We start from the raw sequence: 15,320 nt of genomic DNA on the forward strand, positions 1-15,320 counted from the left end.
ATGATTGTCTCTCCAAAGTCTAAAGGGGGGAGATAAATGATCGCACGGATTACAACTGTTGCTTTTCGGGGTCTAGAAGCAGTTCCTGTCGATGTACAGGTTATGATTTCCTCCGGTAAAATAGGAATGGCTATCGTTGGATTAGCTGATAAGGCAGTTGCAGAAAGCCGTGAACGTGTAAAAGCAGCCCTTCATGCTTGTGGGCTTTCTCTGCCAACCAAACGAATTACAATTAATCTTGCACCAGCTGATTTACCTAAAGAGGGATCACATTATGATTTGCCGATTGCCATAGGCTTAATGCTTGCTATGGGAATCCTCCCTCCCGAAGTAGCGCAAGACTATGTCATTTTAGGTGAATTGTCACTGGATGGTTCACTGACCGCTGTCAATGGCGTTTTACCCGCTGCTATGACAGCAGTGTCACTCGATAAAGGACTGATTTGTCCCTTTCAATGTGGATCTGAGGCAGCATGGGCAAATGCAGAAATGAATATTCTTGCCCCAGAGACTCTTCTCACTATCGTCAATCATTTTAAAGGAACCCAAATTCAAAAACGTCCACAACCGCGCCAATATACTATCGAAACTGAACTTCCAGATCTTTGCGAAATCAAAGGACAGAAAACGGCTAAACGTGCCTTAGAAGTTTGTGCTGCTGGACGCCATAACCTTTTGTTTGTTGGTCCTCCTGGGGCTGGAAAATCTATGTTAGCGCAACGCTTACCTTCTATTTTACCCCCTCTTGATAGCCGTGAACTTTTAGATGTTTCTCTGATTGCTTCTATTACAGGAGAAACAGTTCATAATACCATTTCACTTCATTGCCCCTTTCGTGCTCCACATCATTCTGCTTCTATGGCTGCAATGATTGGTGGGGGGCTTAAAGGACGACCAGGAGAAGTTTCACTTGCCCATAATGGCGTGTTATTTCTTGATGAATTGCCTGAATTTTCTCCGCAGGTTCTTGATTCTCTTCGTCAACCTTTAGAAAGTGGAGAATCGGTTATCGCTAGAGCTAATCACCATATCAGCTATCCTGCTCGCTTCCAACTCATTGCTGCGATGAATCCTTGCCGATGTGGTATGGCAGGTGAAAAAAGCCATGTTTGTGCAAAAGGAATACGCTGCCAAATCGATTATCAATCCCGTATTTCTGGTCCGCTGCTCGATCGAATTGACTTACGGATTGACGTTCCTTCCTTGACAGCAATGGACCTTATGCAACCAGAGCAATCAGAAAAAAGCTGTGATGTTGCCAAACGCGTCGCACGATGCCGTACCATTCAAGCCAAACGTTTTGCAACACTAGGGTTGGATCATATCCGAACCAATGGTGATTGCCCTGCTAAAATTATAGAACAAATTGCCATTCCGGATAAAAATGCCGCCATACTCTTACGAGATGTGAGTGAAAAAATGCACCTTTCTGCACGTGCTTATCATCGCATTCTCAAAGTTGCGCGCACGATTGCTGATCTTGATGAAGCCGATAATCTTTCACGCCATCATCTTGCAGAAGCTATCTCCTATCGACTCGGTACAGAAAGATTAACAGCTCTTCACTAAAAAACTATTCATCAGTAAAAACTTATTGGAAAATAACGCAAATAAAGCTCTGTAAGTTTACCATCCTCTTCCAGTGATTTGAGTGCATAATTGAGGATATCAATCAATTTTTCGTTCTTTTTTGCAACAGCAAGCTGCATTCCTTGCCCCAACAACTGTGGTGCCATATATACTTCTCCAACAAAATGGCAGCAATCAACAGATTTTTGATTTTTGACCCATAACGATAAAGAAAATCCATCATCAAAAATAAGATCAATTTTATGCTCCTGTAAGGCTTTATAGAGTTCTTCTCTCTCTTTAAATCCTTGCCATTGGGCTTTAGGAAAATAATAATGAAAGAGCTTTTCGTGAACACTTTTAGACAAAACACCACTGGTTAAATGGACTAATTGATTGCTTATTGGTTCATCGAGATTTAACTTTCGAGAAGCAAAAAATCGCGCTGGAAAGCGCAAATACGACTTTGTAAAGATAAGATCTTGCTGGGTTTCACTTGTTTCCTTTAAACCCGCAATAATGACTTCTGCACCACCATTTTTGACATGTTCCACAAGCTCATTCCAAGGAACAACTTCTACTTCACAAAATTTTTCTAATTTTAATTTTGAGCAAATAGCGCGCAATAAATCGATATTATAACCTGCAAGATGCCCCGTTTGATCAAGAAAATTAAAAGGAGGAAAATCAAAAGTTGTTACAAAACGCAAACGAATGATATCCTTTGTATCAGGTTGTACCAAATGTTCATGTGAATTAAAAAAAGAAGGCAGCTTTCCAGCTATTTTAGCTTCTGCGTAATAAGAGAAAAATAGAAATCCCCCTGCTATAAATAAAATACGAATAAAAATATTGTATAGATTATTGAGTAAAAAATACCGTAAACACCACTGAAGATGTTTTACATGTATAGGTTTTCTTATTTTCAAAACTTCTCCCCCATTTTTCAAACTTAAGACGAAACTCTGCTTAGCTATTATCTAACGCACTTCACCAAAATATCTTCCGCTTAATCAATAAAATTCTTGTACTTTTCTAAAACTGTTAAAAATTTTCATATATTTTTAAAATACATTGAAAATGCCTCTTAAAAAAGTGCGTGAATAAGACGCAAAATGGTGTTTTATTGTGAATGAGAGATGTGACTTCCATGGACAGGAATAATGCAAACAAATATACACAATATTCTCACCTCAGTTTAACATACAAAAAGTTAAGAAACTTAGAGAACGTGTAATATTAACTTCATTAGAATTGAATATTAATTTATAGGTAAGAAAATAAAAGCTTCGTTAGCGTAATATAAATATGCACAACTCATTTTGAAATATTACGTATATGAAAAAATAAACAATAATATCGCTCTTCACATAATTTTAAAATTTACGTAAGACGTAATTAACTTCGTCCCCAAAGTTTAAAGGAAAAGGATTCCTACCAACGTTATTCTGTAAACAGTCGGGCTTTTCTCGATAAATTACGCTTTTAATTTCTTTAGTCTTCCCATTCATGTGATTCACTTAAACTGAAGGCTTTCAAGCCCTACCCTGAATATTTACCACGCACTATAAAAATACTTAAATATATAAAAGAAATGCTTACTTGTCTTATATTATTGTCCTCAATGACGGTATTTTACTGTATAATGGTGTCATATCATTTCATCATTCTTTTCATTATATATCGACAGATATTGAATCTAGAGCTGATATACGGTAAATGTTTAATGTGGTTATTCCATAAATAACTGATCAGAACATTGAGCTTTAAAAAAACAAGTAAAGTATTGTAAATTGAACACAGAAATGGACTAACTTATGAGTGATGAAATAACCTCACCGACACAAGGCGATGACTATGGCGCCGCTTCTATTAAAGTTCTCAAAGGTCTTGATGCTGTACGCAAACGTCCTGGTATGTATATCGGTGATACTGATGATGGATCAGGGTTACATCATATGGTCTATGAAGTTGTAGACAATGCTATCGATGAAGCTTTAGCTGGTCATGCAACTCTTGTAAACGTCACACTCCATGCTGATGGTTCTTGTTCTGTTCGTGATAATGGACGTGGAATTCCAACAGATATCCATCCAACAGAAGGTATTTCTGCCGCTGAAGTTATCATGACACAGCTTCATGCCGGCGGAAAATTTGATCAAAACTCTTATAAAGTTTCAGGTGGATTGCACGGTGTTGGTGTCTCTGTTGTAAATGCACTCTCTGTTTGGCTTAAATTGCAAATCAGACGAAGTGGTAAAATTCATGAAATATCATTTACCCATGGGGTGGCTGATGCGCCACTAAAAGTCGTTGGCGATTGTGATCAAGAAAGTGGAACAGAAATTAGATTTTTACCAAGCTCTGAAACCTTTACTATGGTTGAGTTTGATTTTGAAACTTTAGAGCGTCGTTTACGGGAATTGGCCTTTCTAAATTCTGGGGTTCATATTCTTCTTGTTGACGAGCGTCATGCTGACATTAAATCCGTTGAATTGCATTATGAAGGCGGATTAATAGAGTTTGTTAAATATATTGATCAATCAAAAAAAGCACTCCTAGACACGCCTATTTACATTACAAGTGAAAAAGATGGTATGAGCGTTGATGTTGCCCTATGGTGGAATGATTCCTACCATGAAAAAGTCTTGTGTTTTACCAATAATATTCCTCAGCGTGATGGTGGAACGCATTTAATTGGTTTTAGAAGTGCTCTTACACGTCAAATTAATGGTTATGCTGAATCTTCAGGGATTGCCAAAAAAGAAAAAGTGAATTTAACCGGTGATGATTGCCGTGAAGGATTAACAGCTATTCTTTCTGTCAAAGTTCCTGATCCCAAATTTTCTTCACAAACAAAGGACAAATTGGTTTCTTCTGAAGTGCGCCCTATTGTTGAAAATTTGGTCAATGAAGGACTTTCAATATGGCTGGAAGAACACCCTAATGAAGCAAAGCTTCTCATTAGTAAAGTAGTGGAAGCTGCAACAGCACGCGAAGCAGCACGCAAGGCACGTGAACTCACAAGGAGAAAAGGAGCGCTTGATATTACTTCTCTGCCAGGAAAACTTGCCGACTGCCAAGAGCGTGATCCTACAAAATCAGAAATCTTTATTGTCGAAGGAGACTCGGCAGGTGGTTCAGCAAAAAGTGGGCGCTCACGTCAAAATCAAGCAATTTTACCTCTCCGCGGTAAAATCCTCAATGTTGAACGAGCACGTTTCGACCGCATGCTCTCATCTGATATGATCGGAACACTGATTACAGCTCTTGGAACGTCTATTGGTAAAGATGAATTTTCACCCGATAAATTACGGTATCACAAGATTATTATCATGACAGATGCGGACGTTGACGGAGCCCATATACGCACTCTGCTGCTCACTTTCTTTTTTAGGCAAATGCCTGAATTGATTGAACGTGGACATCTTTATATTGCGCAGCCACCTCTTTATAAAGTATCGCGTGGAAAATCTTCTCAATATATTAAAAATGAAGCGGCCTTTGAGGAATTCTTGATGGATACGGGACTAGAAGAAACAACACTTGAGCTTTCAACGGGAGAAGTTCGTGCAGGAGCTGATTTATATCAACTCGCTAAAGATGCCCGTGTATTCCGTCAGCTTTTAAATGGTCTTCATACCCGTTATGACCGCAATATTGTTGAGCAAGCAGCTATTGTTGGTGCTTTTAACCCTGAAGCCTTTGCAATAAAAGAAAAAGCGCAAAAAATAGCAGAAGCTATTGCACACCGCCTTAATCTGATTGCTGATGATATGGAACAGGGTTGGAGAGGACAATATATAGAAGATGGAAGTTTGTGTTTTGAGCGTATTTTGCGTGGCGTTAAAGATGTTATCACGCTTGATGCAGGACTTATAAACTCAGCAGATGCACGTCAAATTGATCGAATTTCCCAAAATTTTAGCGACGTATACCATCCTCCTCTTCTTTTACGCCGCAAAGATAAAACAGAGCGTATTTTTGGACCTATGAGCCTCTTAGAAAGCATTTTTACAAACGGTAAAAAGGGTATTACTCTTCAACGTTATAAAGGTCTTGGGGAAATGAATGCTGAACAGCTTTGGGAAACAACCCTTGATCCCAATGCGCGTTCTCTTCTACAAGTGAAAATTAATGATGCAACCGATGCAGATTCACTCTTTTCTCGTCTCATGGGTGATGAAGTTGAGCCTAGACGTATCTTTATTCAAGACAATGCTTTAAGCGTTGCCAATCTTGATATCTAAAGGTATTCTTTTGTTTTTAGCTGTATAAACGTCGCAGTTTTATACGTTATTTTTTCGTATTTGAACATTACCTTTCTATTTCATTTACGATAAAGAAAAATAAGGAAGGGCATATATATGGCAACTGAAACAGAACGTGTAGGAGCCAAAGGGGGGATGGAGCACTCTTTTGGTTTTACAAGAGTTGATGAAACACAAAAGCAATCCATGGTGGATGGTGTGTTTCATTCTGTTGCTGAAAATTATGACAAGATGAATGATATCTTATCCTTAGGGCTACACCGTGTGTGGAAAAATTCTATGGTTGCATGGCTTTCTCCACCAGCGCTTTCTCATTGGAAAGTTCTTGATGTTGCTGGTGGCACAGGTGATATTGCTTTTCGCATCCTTAATGCTTCACGCCAAAAAGCTCATGCTACGGTGCTTGATATTAATGGATCTATGCTCAGCATTGGCAAAAAACGCGCACAAAAAAATGGTCTTGCCTCTCTGATTGATTTTGTTGAAGCCAATGCAGAACATCTGCCCTTTGAAGATCAAAGCTTTGACGCTTACACCATTGCTTTTGGAATTCGCAATGTTCCTCATATTGATCAAGCCCTTAAAGAAGCTTTTCGTGTTTTAAAGACCGGTGGACGTTTCTTATGTTTAGAATTTTCAAATGTCGAAATGCCTTGGCTCGATAAAATTTATGACCTTTGGTCTTTCCATGCTATCCCTAGGTTGGGTCAGTTTATTGCAAATGATGGCGATGCTTATCGTTATTTGGTTGAATCTATTCGTAAATTTCCTCAACAAGATGATTTTGCCCATATGATCAAGCAAGCAGGATTTTCACGCGTATCGTACCGCAATCTTACCGGTGCGATTGCAGCACTGCATTCAGGTTGGAAAATTTAAAAATGGTGCAAATTTCTCCTTACTTTCAATTGATGCGTGCGGGATGGATTTTAACACGTGAAGGTGTTTTAAGTGCTCTTCCTCATGATGATCTTCAAGGATTTCCAGCGTTATGTCATCGTATAGCGCGTGCATTAGCACGACGCAAAACGAAAAAAAAACAGCGATCTGAAAATATTTCGTATGCCATCAATAAGCTTGGCCCCTCTTACATCAAACTTGGTCAATTTCTTGCCACAAGACCTGATATTGTTGGACGGAATGTTGCAGACGATTTGTCACAACTACAAGATCGTGTCCAAACATTTTCTTGCACCGCCGCTATTGCTCAAATTGAAAGTTCTCTGGGGCGCTCTATTGATGATTTATTCGTCAATTTTTATCCCCCCATTGCCGCTGCTTCTATTGCTCAGGTTCATCCTGCTGAATATATTGATAAAACTGGTCATAAGAAAAAATGTGCCGTAAAAGTTATTCGCCCTGATATAAGAGCACGTTTTTCTAAAGATCTTAGAGGTTTCTATCTCATTGCGCATTTACAAGAGCGTTATATCCCTTCCTCCCGAAGGCTACGTCCTGTTCGTGTGGTGGATACTTTAGCACAAACAACACGCCTTGAAATGGATTTACGCTTAGAAGCAGCAGCGATATCTGAAATGACTGAAAATATTCAACAGGATACAGGTTTTCGGGTTCCTCGTATTGATTGGGAACGGACAGGGCGTAATGTTCTCACCATGGAATGGATTGATGGTATAAGAATATCTGAAGTTTCCAAACTTAAAGAAGCGGGTTTTGATCTACAGGCACTTGCCATTACGCTTATTCAATCTTTTCTACGCCATACATTGCGTGACGGTTTTTTTCATGCCGATATGCATCCTGGTAATTTATTTGTAGACTCAGATGGATGTATTGTTGCTGTTGACCTAGGCATTACAGGAAGACTTGGAAAAAAAGAAAAGCATTTTTTGGCTGAAATTCTTTATGGCTTTATTACGCGCGATTACCATCGGGTAGCCCGCGCTCATTTTGAAGCAGGCTATGTCCCTTCACATCATAATATTGAAAGCTTTGCGCAAGCCAATCGCGCAATTGGTGAACCAATTCACGGACAATCAGCACAAAGCATTTCCATGGCTAAGTTGCTCACATTGTTGTTTGAAGTCACTGAATTGTTTGACATGCAAACGCGACCCGAACTTCTATTATTGCAAAAAACAATGGTTGTCGTGGAAGGTGTTGCCCGCACATTAGACCCCAGTTTTAATATGTGGAAAGCTTCTGAACCTGTTGTCAAAGAGTGGATTAGTAAAAATTTAGGACCCGTAGGCATTGTAAAAGACTTTAGTGAAGGCGCGCAAGCTCTCCTTTCGTTGGCACGCAAAACACCACAACTGGTACAAAATTTCCAACGTATAGAAGAAGATTTCAATCAAATGAAAAAAACTGGTTTTAATCTTTCTCCTGCTACCCTCAAACAACTTGCCATTGAACAAAGTCGTAGAAACCGTTATGGTCGTTATAGCCTGCTTATCATTGCACTTTGTTGCGTTTTTTTCACTTTTTACTTTTTTCATCTTTTCTAATCTCCTTAATATGCTAAAAATATCAACAACGAAATCATTGCAATCATTTTGTTTCTTGTAGGTATTCTATGGCCAGTATTACTATTCGTAATCTTTCTCCTGAAATTAAGGAAGCTTTGCGCATACGTGCCGCGCAAAATGGCATTTCTATGGAAGAAGAAGCGCGCCGTCTTTTAAGTAATTTCACTACTTTCACCACACATTCCTCTCATGCAAGTTCCGTTGAAGTGCAATCATTGAAATCAAAATCACTTCTTCTTATTATTGGTGGAAGTATTGCGGCCTATAAAGCGCTTGATCTCATTCGTCGTTTAAAAGAACGTGGAGCACACTTAAATATTATTATGACAAAAGCAGCGCAAAAATTTATTACGCCTTTAGCTGCTGAAGCTCTCAACGCTCGTACTGTATATACTGATTTATTTTCACGCGAAGAAGAACATGATATCGGACATATCAGACTAGCACGTGAGGCTGACCTCATCATTTTAGCCCCTGCTACAGCCAATCGCATAGCTAAAATAACCCATGGCATAGGGGATGATCTAGCCGATTGCATTCTTTTAGCAGCACGTTGTCCACTCTTAATTGCCCCCGCCATGAATCCAGCTATGTGGGCACATCCGGCCACTGTTCGCAATGTTGCACAATTGCGTGCAGATGGCGTTCATATTATCGGACCAGAAATCGGAAATATGGCTGAACGTGACGAGACAGGCTATGGACGCATGAGTGAACCCTTAACCATTGTTGCTGCCATAGAGACTCTTTTAAATGTGTGTGAAAAGCCTCTCGCTGGTCGCCATTTCATCGTGACCTCTGGCCCTACCCATGAACCAATTGATCCCGTGCGCTATCTTGCTAATCGATCTTCGGGTAAACAAGGTCATGCCATTGCAACTGCCCTTGCGCATTTGGGAGCAAAAGTAACACTTATTTGTGGACCTGTTAATCTTGCAGACCCACAAGAAGTAAAAACCATTCATGTTGAAACAGCACAACAGATGTTACAGGCCGTTCAAGAAGCATTGCCCGCTGATGGTGCCATCTTTGTTGCCGCAGTTTGTGATTGGCGCAGTCAAACGCAATCGTTACACAAAATTAAAAAGAATGCTCATAAAACAGCGCCATCCTTGCATATGGTCGAAAATCCTGACATTTTAGCAACGATTGGACACGCTCCAAACCGCCCCTCATTGGTCATTGGTTTTGCTGCTGAAACATGTGATATCATTACCAATGCGCAAAAAAAATGCGTCGAAAAAGGTGCTGATTTCATTCTTGCTAATGACGTTTCTCTTCACTCTGATGGCACAAGCGTCATGGGTGCTGATACAAATCAAATTTATCTCGTAAATAAAGAAAAAGTTGAATCATGGCCCCCTATGAGTAAACAACACGTAGCGCAAAAATTAGCAAACATGATCGTATCATTCTTTACCCCCCAAACACCTCCTCCTCATAAGGAAAAAACACACCATTTCAAATAATAACTCTTCAAACACCTTATTAAAACATCTCATAAAATAAGAACTAAACTTTTGAATACACGAAGATGTCTATCAATCTCGACTATAATTAGATAACATATTAATTTATAATGATAATCTAGCGTTATTCAATTTGAATTAGAACCTCAAATATCATAAGATTTCCTCATTTAAAATCCATGTATATTGAATCAATCAAAATTATTTTCTTGCACGTTAACAAAGGTAACCGCATGAGTATAAAACGTTTAAAAAAGGACTATCCCCCTATAATGAACCGTTTCAAGGGTGAAGGCTTATCGCAACATTGAGGGTAAGTGTTTGATGGTGCCAGTGTACTCTTTTGTTCAGCATAAACTCTTTTGTTAAGCATAAAGAGAGTGGTTGCCCCATAATTTTATAGTCTTCATGGAAGCCCTATCCTTACGCAATTCATGGGCGCTGTTGCGACATGGGGGTGACGAGCGTTGAGAGATGTTTCTTTTAAAAAAATTCCATCTTACCCTAGCCTTCATAAAGAATAGAATTTTGCACCCTGTCTCTCCAGCCTATAAAAAACAAGCTGGAATCATCATTTTCCATCCTTCAATTTTAAAAAAGCTCTTGCATTGAGAAAAATTTATCAAAAGCATTTTCTTTCTTAAATGTTTTTTATATCCATATTGGTTTTATTGATGATGTGCAAATAAATGATTGTTTTGATTTTGACAGTGAAGATTTAATTTCTATATTGGTGATTCTCATTCAAATTGAAGATGATAAATTATATTTATAAATGGATGGTGTTATTATCTAAAAATTATTTGATACAATGCACCATTTGCATGAAAAATGCTTCAATGAATTCTTACTTTATTGCACTTATAGCTCTTAAAATTCAAAATAGCATCATTTTTAATCATCAGTGACCTCTTCTTTACTTCTTCTTAAAAAACTGCTTGTTATGAAATACGTAGAGTTAATCGTTTGAAACTTCTTTCTTTTCTTATTGCGATATCACATGAGTCATTTTGTTGCCTAAAATCAGAATATTTCCGTAACGAATACGTAAATTTTACCCTTATTCCATTAACTTCAATATTATGCGAAAACCAAGACCCGTCATGCCAAGCAATAGAAAAATACAGAAAATATTAGGGATCGTGCAAAACAAATTAGGGATATAGATAAATGAAGTTAGGCTGCTATACAGGATAAATGAAAGTAAAAAAACTCCGCCCTCAATATCTTCTACCACCTTAATTTTATATATAAACGTAATAAGCTAAATTCTGTACAAAAATATTTAAAAGTTCTTCTACAAAAGCTGATTCTTACAGTCTTCTCGTTTTTTAAACCTAAAATTTCTATTGATGTAAATTTTATTTTTTTTACAAAATAATATTGATGTATTCCTTTAATGTTATTGAAAATAGATCTTATAATTCAAGAAAGAAAAAATTACACTATACATTCTTTAAATATATTTCTTGTTTTTTTTGCTTCTTTCCTTAATTTATGAATCTATGATCTTTACTGCTGTCTACCGTGCTTTACAACGTCTTTTGACCTCACAATATAGCATTATGATACTGAAAGCATTGGGAGTGACTTTTTTTGTGCTCGTCATTTTATGGTTATGTGTGCACCAACTTTTTGTGTCTTACTTTTGGCCTTGGATTTCTCAGTTTCTTCCTGGACTCCCAAGTTGGGCGGGGTGGTTGGGATTTAGCATGCTTATCATCTTCAATCTTGGTTTAGCTCTTTTGTTGGCTTTTTTTATTGCCCCCATCACAGCTATGATAGGTGGCTTTTTCATTGACTCTGCTGCTGAAATCATTGAAAAGGAAGATTATCCAAATGAGCCTATTGGACAAGCAATGCCTTTTGGGCGCTCTCTTATCCTCTCCTTTAAATTTGTTATTTTAAGCCTTATTGGCAATGGAATTGCTTTTATTTTATTCTTCATACCAGGTGTTAATTTGATTGCTTTTTATGTTATTAATGGTTACTTGCTTGGTCATGAATATTTCTTGTTTGCTGCTTATCGTTTTCGAACAGAGCAAGATGCGCGGGCTTTTTTACATACTCATTATACAACGGTTTTTGGTGCTGGATTGTTGATTGCGGTTTTTGTTTCAATTCCCATTCTCAATTTAGCTACACCGCTTTTTGCAGCCGCCTTCATGACACATTTACACAAAATGCTTTCCCAAAAAAACATGGCACGCATCACACAAAAATAATGTTCCTTGAATTTTAAACTTAACAAACCTTGCCAGCCAAAGAAAGCACAATATAAAATTTTATGCTTTCCTTTTTTAAATTAATATATTAATTTAAAATGATAATTTATCGTTTTATGACATGAGTAAAAAACCTAAATATCATAAAGCTTTCTTATTTTAACCCATTCATAATTTATTATCAAACTTTGATTTAGTGACGCTATCATTGACATTAATCGCAGGTTGAATCACTTAAAATCGTTTGTTGAAATATCATAAACGGAAGCGGTCGTGTGGATAAAAAAACTTTTAAAAAGATAAAAATACCTCTTATACCCCCTCTCAATGCAAGAATTATTGTTACATTGGAACGAGCAAAGAGTGTGATGATATCGGTTTTTACCTTCTATTTCAGTAAAAATGAGGGAGTATATGAATTTTATGCCTTTCATGGAGGGAATATACTCTTCGCATTATCATGAGAGAATTTTTGGAATATGTGAGACTGTTACATTTAACAACGTGTGAATACACAATAAAAATGATATTTTTTTCGGTGATTTATTTTATGCGAAACCCGTGCTTTAAGAAGACTGTTTGAAAAAAATCTTGCTCTGCTGTTAGCGTTTCGCTAACATAACATTATCATATCCATTATCTTTAATGGATGCGTGTGGCCTTGTAAGTTTTATATTATAAGGTTTCTTTGCTTTAGAACTGTTGGTATTAATGATTAATTGGAGATTCATTTTTATTAAAAGAAACTAAGCCGTTTATTAACCAGCGCAAGAGATGAATTTTGATACCAGATTCAAAGAATAAAAACATGTAAATTCTTAAAACTTCTGAGAAGTTTGTTATAGGGGATACTCTTCGTGCATATAATTTTTATAACATTAGAAATATTAAAAATAAAAAAACAATGGAGTTATACGTGTGCGGATAAAAACACTAAATAGACTTGTTTGTTCAGCCGGAAAAGCAAATGTAACCGTTTAAGTTCTATATTCTTTCAAATCATGCAAAAGATGTGTAATATTAAAGGAAGGTTATAAAGATGAACTGGATTACAAATTATGTTCGTCCTAAAATTAACTCTATATTGGGACGCCGTGAAATTCCAGAAAATCTATGGATTAAAGATCCTACCAGTGGTGAAATGATCTTCCATAAAGATCTGGAGGTCAATCAATTTGTGGCTCCTCATTCTGGCTATCATATGCGTATCAGTGCCAAAAATCGTCTCATGCATTTTTTTGATGATGGTGTCTACACAGCTCTTGAAAATCCAAAAGTTGTGACAGATCCTTTAAAGTTTCGCGATGAAAAACGCTATATTGACCGGTTAAGAGATTATCGTTCTAAACTTGGGGTTGATGACAATATTTTAAGTGCACGTGGTACTATTGAAGGCTTACCAATTATTGCAACCGTTCAAGATTTCGCCTTTATGGGTGGGTCTCTCGGTATGGCTTCAGGGGAAGCTATTATCAAAGCTTTTGATACTGCCATTGCTGAAAAATGTCCTTTGGTTCTTTTTGCTGCTTCTGGTGGTGCACGCATGCAAGAAGGAACACTCTCATTAATGCAAATGCCCCGTACAACAGTAGCAATTGAAATGCTGAAAGAAGCAAAACTTCCCTATATTGTTGTGCTGACCAATCCAACCACCGGTGGTGTTACTGCTTCTTACGCTATGCTCGGTGATATTCACATTGCCGAACCCGGTGCTATGATTGGTTTTGCTGGTCCACGTGTGATTCAACAAACGATACGCGAAACCCTGCCAGAAGGTTTTCAAAGTAGTGAATATCTGCTCGAACATGGTATGATTGATATGGTTGTATCGCGTTTAGAAATGAAAACAACCATTGCACGTCTTTTACGCTTAATGATGAAACGCCCTGCTGTTGTTAACCCTTCCACCCCGTCCCCAACAGATTCTCAAACATCGCTTTCTAAAACAAAAGCAGCCTAAATTCATGCAACAAAGCCAAGTACAAAAGGTCGTAGATGATCTACTGAAAAACTATCCCAAAAAATTTGATCTTTCTTTAGAACGTATTGTTCACCTTTTAGAGCGTCTTGGTAATCCACATTTAAAACTTGCGCCTGTTATTCACATCGCTGGAACAAATGGCAAAGGATCTGCCTCAGCAATTTGTCGTGCTCTTTTGGAACGTGCTGGATACCGCGTTCATGTCTATAGTTCACCCCACCTCGTCAACTGGAATGAACGCTGCCGGTTAGGTCAAAAAGGAGGGGGGGAACTTGTTACAGAGAGCCTATTGGCTGAAACAATCCGTGAAATTATAAAAGTAAATCGTCAAGAGCCGATTACTATTTTTGAAATTTTTACAGCTGCTGCCTTTATGCTGTTTAGTACACATCCAGCCGATGTTGTCATTTTAGAAGTTGGGTTGGGAGGACGTTTTGATGCGACCAATGTCATTAACAAACCAGCGGTATCGCTTATTATGCCCATTGATTATGATCATGAGAACTTTCTTGGAAACACAATGGCTCAGATCGCTTTTCAAAAAGGGGGGATTATAAAACCAAACGTTTCTATGGTTATCGGTAAGCAAGACCATGAAGAAGCTCTTGATACTTTAATATCCCTTGCCGATAAAAATAAAGCACCTTATTCTCTATTTGATCAAGATTATCAAAGCTATAAAGAACATGGACGTATGGTTTTTCAAAACAATCAAGGTCTCATGGATCTTTCACTTCCTAATCTTATTGGAGATCACCAAATTGCCAATGCTGGTGCTTCTCTTGAAGCAGTCTATCAAGCAGGATTTCAACTTTCAGAACAAGTCATAAATGATGCTTTAAAAAATATTTATTGGCCCGCACGGATGCAACATCTGACCCAAGGGCTCTTGGTTGCTCAACTATCTCCTAATATTGATTTATGGCTTGATGGTGGTCACAATCCTGCTGCTGGAAAGGTTATTGCGGCAGAACTTACACAATGGAGAAAAAAAACAGATCGTCCCATTATTATGATTGCTGGCATGATGAATACCAAAGATGCTGTTGGTTATTTTCGTCCTTTAGCAAATCTTGTCGATAAAGTATATACAATACCGCTTATTAACAATGACGCCAGTATCTCTCCAAAAAACTTAGCTGAATCAGCTCAAAAAGCAGGAATCCTTTCTATCCCACAAGAGCACCTACAAGATGCTTTGCATAAAATTAAGGTCGAATATAAAGAAGCAATCGTTCTTATTGGAGGTTCCCTTTATCTTGCAGGCGATATTTTGCGTGACAATAAAACGCCACCGTGCTAGAAATTGAATCTTT

10 protein-coding genes are annotated in these 15,320 nt (G+C 37.8%); 8 read left to right on the forward strand and 2 right to left on the reverse strand.

Annotated features, from left to right (window positions below):
* The first annotated feature begins 36 nt into the window (after positions 1-36).
* On the forward strand, positions 37-1,569 hold the full coding sequence (locus tag B5V81_RS01920; protein ID WP_212111653.1) for a YifB family Mg chelatase-like AAA ATPase: 1,533 nt from the start codon (positions 37-39) through the stop codon (positions 1,567-1,569).
* Between the two features lie 11 nt (positions 1,570-1,580).
* Here the strand turns inward: B5V81_RS01920 and B5V81_RS01925 are convergent, their stop codons facing one another.
* Positions 1,581-2,498 (reverse strand): ABC transporter substrate-binding protein, encoded by a 918-nt coding sequence (locus B5V81_RS01925; protein WP_212111654.1) that lies wholly within the window; start codon positions 2,496-2,498, stop codon positions 1,581-1,583.
* Between the two features lie 888 nt (positions 2,499-3,386).
* On the opposite strand from B5V81_RS01925, the gene gyrB reads away from it, so the two are divergent.
* The 5 genes from gyrB (at position 3,387) to B5V81_RS01950 (ending at position 12,023) form a co-directional block, all read left to right on the forward strand.
* Entirely contained in the window at positions 3,387-5,819 is a 2,433-nt protein-coding gene (gyrB, locus tag B5V81_RS01930) for a DNA topoisomerase (ATP-hydrolyzing) subunit B (protein WP_212111655.1), read from the forward strand.
* A 117-nt stretch (positions 5,820-5,936) separates the two neighbouring features.
* On the forward strand, positions 5,937-6,719 hold the full coding sequence (gene ubiE, locus B5V81_RS01935) for a bifunctional demethylmenaquinone methyltransferase/2-methoxy-6-polyprenyl-1,4-benzoquinol methylase UbiE (RefSeq protein WP_212111656.1): 783 nt from the start codon (positions 5,937-5,939) through the stop codon (positions 6,717-6,719).
* 2 nt (positions 6,720-6,721) lie between these two features.
* Complete coding sequence (gene ubiB, locus B5V81_RS01940; protein WP_212111657.1) at positions 6,722-8,308, forward strand: 2-polyprenylphenol 6-hydroxylase; 1,587 nt, start codon at positions 6,722-6,724, stop codon at positions 8,306-8,308.
* 68 nt (positions 8,309-8,376) lie between these two features.
* Complete coding sequence (gene coaBC / locus B5V81_RS01945) at positions 8,377-9,798, forward strand: bifunctional phosphopantothenoylcysteine decarboxylase/phosphopantothenate--cysteine ligase CoaBC (RefSeq protein ID WP_212111659.1); 1,422 nt, start codon at positions 8,377-8,379, stop codon at positions 9,796-9,798.
* A gap of 1,505 nt (positions 9,799-11,303) precedes the next feature.
* Positions 11,304-12,023, forward strand: coding sequence for a sulfate transporter family protein (locus tag B5V81_RS01950; protein WP_212111660.1), 720 nt, complete (start codon positions 11,304-11,306; stop codon positions 12,021-12,023).
* A 168-nt stretch (positions 12,024-12,191) separates the two neighbouring features.
* Here the strand turns inward: B5V81_RS01950 and B5V81_RS09140 are convergent, their stop codons facing one another.
* On the reverse strand, positions 12,192-12,257 hold the full coding sequence (locus tag B5V81_RS09140) for an adenosylhomocysteinase (protein ID WP_212111911.1): 66 nt from the start codon (positions 12,255-12,257) through the stop codon (positions 12,192-12,194).
* Positions 12,258-13,062: 805 nt separating this feature from the next.
* Between B5V81_RS09140 and accD the strand changes: the two genes are divergently transcribed.
* Together accD and B5V81_RS01965 are read left to right on the forward strand one after the other, a co-directional pair.
* On the forward strand, positions 13,063-13,983 hold the full coding sequence (accD, locus tag B5V81_RS01960) for an acetyl-CoA carboxylase, carboxyltransferase subunit beta (RefSeq protein WP_212111662.1): 921 nt from the start codon (positions 13,063-13,065) through the stop codon (positions 13,981-13,983).
* 4 nt (positions 13,984-13,987) lie between these two features.
* The gene (locus tag B5V81_RS01965) at positions 13,988-15,307 is read left to right on the forward strand and encodes a bifunctional folylpolyglutamate synthase/dihydrofolate synthase (protein ID WP_212111664.1); all 1,320 of its coding nucleotides are present in this window, start codon (positions 13,988-13,990) and stop codon (positions 15,305-15,307) included.
* Positions 15,308-15,320 lie beyond the last annotated feature (13 nt).

The organism is Bartonella queenslandensis (assembly GCF_018155095.1).
GTDB lineage: Bacteria > Pseudomonadota > Alphaproteobacteria > Rhizobiales > Rhizobiaceae > Bartonella > Bartonella queenslandensis_B.

Coding starts and splice junctions, on each gene's coding strand:
- B5V81_RS01920 (WP_212111653.1), top strand. CDS start 37: ATGATCGCACGGATTACAACTGTTGCTTTTCGGGGTCTAGAAGCAGTT.
- gyrB (WP_212111655.1), top strand. CDS start 3,387: ATGAGTGATGAAATAACCTCACCGACACAAGGCGATGACTATGGCGCC.
- ubiE (WP_212111656.1), top strand. CDS start 5,937: ATGGCAACTGAAACAGAACGTGTAGGAGCCAAAGGGGGGATGGAGCAC.
- ubiB (WP_212111657.1), top strand. CDS start 6,722: ATGGTGCAAATTTCTCCTTACTTTCAATTGATGCGTGCGGGATGGATT.
- coaBC (WP_212111659.1), top strand. CDS start 8,377: ATGGCCAGTATTACTATTCGTAATCTTTCTCCTGAAATTAAGGAAGCT.
- B5V81_RS01950 (WP_212111660.1), top strand. CDS start 11,304: ATGATCTTTACTGCTGTCTACCGTGCTTTACAACGTCTTTTGACCTCA.
- accD (WP_212111662.1), top strand. CDS start 13,063: ATGAACTGGATTACAAATTATGTTCGTCCTAAAATTAACTCTATATTG.
- B5V81_RS01965 (WP_212111664.1), top strand. CDS start 13,988: ATGCAACAAAGCCAAGTACAAAAGGTCGTAGATGATCTACTGAAAAAC.